The sequence below is a fragment of the Secundilactobacillus oryzae JCM 18671 genome, from assembly GCF_000740055.1.
Classification (GTDB): domain Bacteria; phylum Bacillota; class Bacilli; order Lactobacillales; family Lactobacillaceae; genus Secundilactobacillus; species Secundilactobacillus oryzae.
The window spans coordinates 1-3,760 of sequence record NZ_BBJM01000057.1 but is presented as its reverse complement, the minus strand read 5'-3'; the positions used below and the strand labels follow the sequence as shown (position 1 = coordinate 3,760).

Annotated in this window: 3 protein-coding genes and 1 pseudogene; 1 reads left to right on the top strand and 3 read right to left on the bottom strand. The window is 35.8% G+C overall.

The annotated features are described in order from the left end of the window. Nucleotides 1–121: 121 nt before the first annotated feature. Complete coding sequence (locus LOSG293_RS09510; protein WP_034529764.1) at nt 122–2,041, bottom strand: heavy metal translocating P-type ATPase; 1,920 nt, start codon at nt 2,039–2,041, stop codon at nt 122–124. 253 nt (nt 2,042–2,294) lie between these two features. Here LOSG293_RS09510 and LOSG293_RS09505 point away from each other — a divergent pair, with 253 nt between their 5' ends. Further along, a complete protein-coding gene (locus LOSG293_RS09505; protein WP_034529762.1) occupies nt 2,295–2,615 on the top strand; it encodes an ArsR/SmtB family transcription factor in 321 nt (106 codons plus the stop codon). Between the two features lie 111 nt (nt 2,616–2,726). Here LOSG293_RS09505 and LOSG293_RS09500 read toward each other — a convergent pair whose 3' ends face one another. Both LOSG293_RS09500 and LOSG293_RS09495 read right to left on the bottom strand, forming a co-directional pair. Continuing rightward, nucleotides 2,727–3,341 (bottom strand): CadD family cadmium resistance transporter, encoded by a 615-nt coding sequence (locus LOSG293_RS09500; protein ID WP_010620830.1) that lies wholly within the window; start codon nt 3,339–3,341, stop codon nt 2,727–2,729. Nucleotides 3,342–3,412: 71 nt separating this feature from the next. Then, a pseudogene (locus tag LOSG293_RS09495) lies at nt 3,413–3,643 on the bottom strand (DDE-type integrase/transposase/recombinase); the annotation flags it as partial. Nucleotides 3,644–3,760 lie beyond the last annotated feature (117 nt).

The following is a 3,760-nucleotide window of genomic DNA, read 5'->3' as shown; positions in this document are numbered from 1 at the left end:
GTCGTGGACGAATTAGAAGCATTGTTAGCTGCATAACCTTCAACATAGGATCAATAGCTGGTTAGATGGTCATCTCTCACACTGTTTGCACCAGATCCATTTGAAGGTGTGCAATCATTCTTTAGACTGCCCTTAGCAATCGAAGTCCATTCAAAATAACAACCAATGTACTTCCTTCATGAATAATGACACTGATTGCAATATCCGTTAAGCCTAAGAAACTAACGACAATTAAAAAAGCAACAACGGCCATTGAAAAAATAATATTCTGCCAAATAACACGGTTCATTTTCGAAGAAATATTATGAGATTGTACCAATTTAGATAAATTGTTTTGCATTAAAACTAAATCAGATACCTCTACTGCCACATCAGTCCCATCTCCCATAGCGATTCCCACATCTGCATTAACAAGAGCAGGAGCATCATTTACACCGTCTCCAACCATGGCGGTCACGCCGTATTTTTCTTTTTGTTCGTCTATAATTCTGGATTTGTCTTCCGGCATGACATTCGTAATCACTTCATCTATTCCTAATTGTTTAGCAACCGCTTTTCCCGTCATTTCTGAGTCACCAGTAATTAATGTGGTGTGTATACCTTGTTTCCTAAAATATTCAATGGTTTCTTTAGCATATTCACTCGGAACGTCCATAAGGGCAATAAGGCCTATAACCTCTTCATCTACTGCTACGTATACGACTGTCTTACCTTCTGATGCCCATTCATTATTTAAACGACTATATTCATCTGAAACATCATCAAACGAAGTCGGTTTTCCTATACGATAATTTCTCCCTTTGTAATCTCCCGTCAATCCTTTACCAATTTGGTTTTCTACTTCAATAGTTAGTTTGTTTTTTTGCTCAAACTTTCTTAGAATAGCATCTGCTAAGGGGTGATTGGATTCTTTTTCAAGAGCTACTACGATATCAATCATGTTTTCTTCGTTCACGGAATCAGCAAAATAATAATTGGTTACTTCAGGTTTTCCTTTGGTCAAGGTGCCCGTCTTATCAAATGCAATTGCTTTAATATCGGCTAATTGAGACAGGTAAGAACTACCTTTTGAAAGGACTCCTTTTTTGGCTAAATTAGAAGTCGTCGATAGCGTTGCCGAGACAGTAGCTGCTGCTAAAGCACACGGTGAAGCTGCAACTAAAAGGACCAATCCTCTATAGACACTTTGTGACCATGTCCAATCAAGTAGAAAAGGAGCCAATAACATGAATAGAGGAATGGCAATTAAAACAACTGTGACATATTTCGGTTCAAATTTTTGGATAATACTCGCAGCTTTTGTTTGGTTATCTTGGTTCTGATTCACTAATTGTAAAATTTTTGAAAATACTGTATCTTTGTTTTCTTTGGTGACTTTCATCGTGAAGGTACCTGTTCCATTGATTGTACTCCCGAAGACGCCATCTCCTTTGGATTTCTCTTTCGGGATACTTTCTCCATTAATAGACGACTCATCAATGGATGTAGATCCAGACAAAATGACGCCATCAATAGGTACTTGATCGCCATTCAAAACTTGAAGTTGATCTCCCACTTTTAATTCACTGACATCTACATTTTTTGTACTGCCATCAGGTAGGATTAACCGGGCAGTCGTTGGATTCATTTCGAGTAATTTCGTTATTTCTCGTTTGCTTCTTCCTTCTGCATAATCTTCCAAAAAATGTGCTCCAGAAAAAATAAGAATCAATAATGTTCCTTCCCAAAAATTCCCCACTAAAGAAGCTCCGATTGCCGCTAATCCCATTAAAATATGAGAATTAGGCATGAACTTTTTTTGGTTTTTTGAGTTCTCAATTGTTTCTCCAAGGCCTTCAAGAACAATGACATGATACCCAGCGCTGATTGTAGCGAGTGAGAACATGATGTTTTTTATGAATTGATATTCGTCACTTAAGAACAGCGCAACAATTGCCAATGCTAAACCAATAAAGTACAAAATAATTGGCATTTTCCCATGATCATGGTCATGATCGTGACTATTATTTTCGTGTGAGTGTTGCTCTTGAATCTCTTTCATTTCTATCACCCTTCTTAATAAAACTATTTTTTTGAAATCGTAACGCTTACGAATTACATATGAAATAACATTCATATGTTTATGCGTTCATTATATATTGCTCTATCTGATTTGTCAAAAAAATAGTTATCTTATTTAGTTAATAAAAAAATTGGACTATAAAACAGCTCTGCTTATGGAAAAACCTTGCTTTATAAAAATCTTGTGCTAACCTAAACATGAACGAACACACATATGAAAGAGAGGAAGTTTTATGAAATCATCATCAACTTCTCCGTTAACAAATGATTCTATCCAAGAGGTAAGTAAGATATTTAAAATGGTTAGTGACCCTACACGTCTTTCAATTTTATTTCTTTTACAGAAAGAAGAACTTAGTGTTGGAGTAATTGCGCAGTCTTTAAGTATGGAACAATCAGCCATTTCTCACCAGTTAAAAACTTTAAAGACTTCAAGATTAGTAAAATCAAAAAGAGCTGGTAAAAATATGATTTATAGCCTTGACGATCTTCATATTTTTAGTATTCTTGAGCAAGTTTCAACTCATATCGAAGAACAAGAAAAAGAAAAATAAAGACAAACTACAAGGTTAAAATGATTTTACAATTCATTAGTTCAAATAAAAAAAGACAGCGAGTTAAAATCTCGCTGTCTTTTTTTATTTGAACTTCACTATCGTAGTTGTTTATATAAAATTTAATAGTGTTTGAATCGTCCCATTTTCTATCAAAATATAAATTCCTAAGCCAATAAACACTATAGGAACAAGGATTCGTTCATATTTTTCTAAGGTTTCGGAAACAAAAGAAATCTTGGCTAATTTGTAACTGATATAGCAAAGAACCGCAACAGAAATAGCAAATACGATTAGAGCGGTGACAATCTCTGAAAAAGATAACGAGGCAAAGTAAGGAATATAAATCCCTAAGTTATCGCCACCAGAAGCAATTGTTATTAAGGCAACGGTCCAAAAGAAGCGGTTTGTTCCTCTTGATTCAAGCTTTTCAACGACTTCCTCTTCTTCTTCCTCCTCTTCGCCAACCAATGCCACTCTGATTCCTAAGAAAATCGGAATTAGACCGAGAAGCCCAATGATCCAATCTTGCGGAATGAAATTCAGCACATATGCTGCAAATAAACTTACGGCTACTAAGATACCTGTTCCTAGATATTGACCCCAAAAAATCTGACGGAGCCCTTTTTTTGTATGACTTTGAGAAAAAATAATCAGCAAGATAAATAAATAATCAATGCTGGTAGAAACGTAAACAGCGAGAGCTGATAAAATACTTTGTAACAAAATAACTTCCTCCAAACGGTTCTGTTGCAAAGTTTTAAATAAAGAATAAAATCCCTTACGGTATCTATGATTTAAGCTGGGATTCCCAATAATACCTTGATTTCAGTACAGACCGAAAACCCGAAGAGAGTGCCTTCTTTTCGGGTTTTCTTATATAATCCTCGAATGGCTTCCATGCCTTTAATCGTGGTAGAGGCAGTGCGTAAACTTCGATAGAATTTATTGCGTCTCTTTACTGGACGATGGTCTTGTTCAATCAAATTATTCAGGTATTTAATGGTACGATGTTCTGTCCCTTGATAAAAGCCGTATTCTTTTAGTGGTTCTGGTGCAAATTTTCCTCGCTGACTTGATTTTAGTATACTGGGTGCCAAGAAACGAGGGATTGCGCGCATGAATCACTTTAAGGGACGCCACTT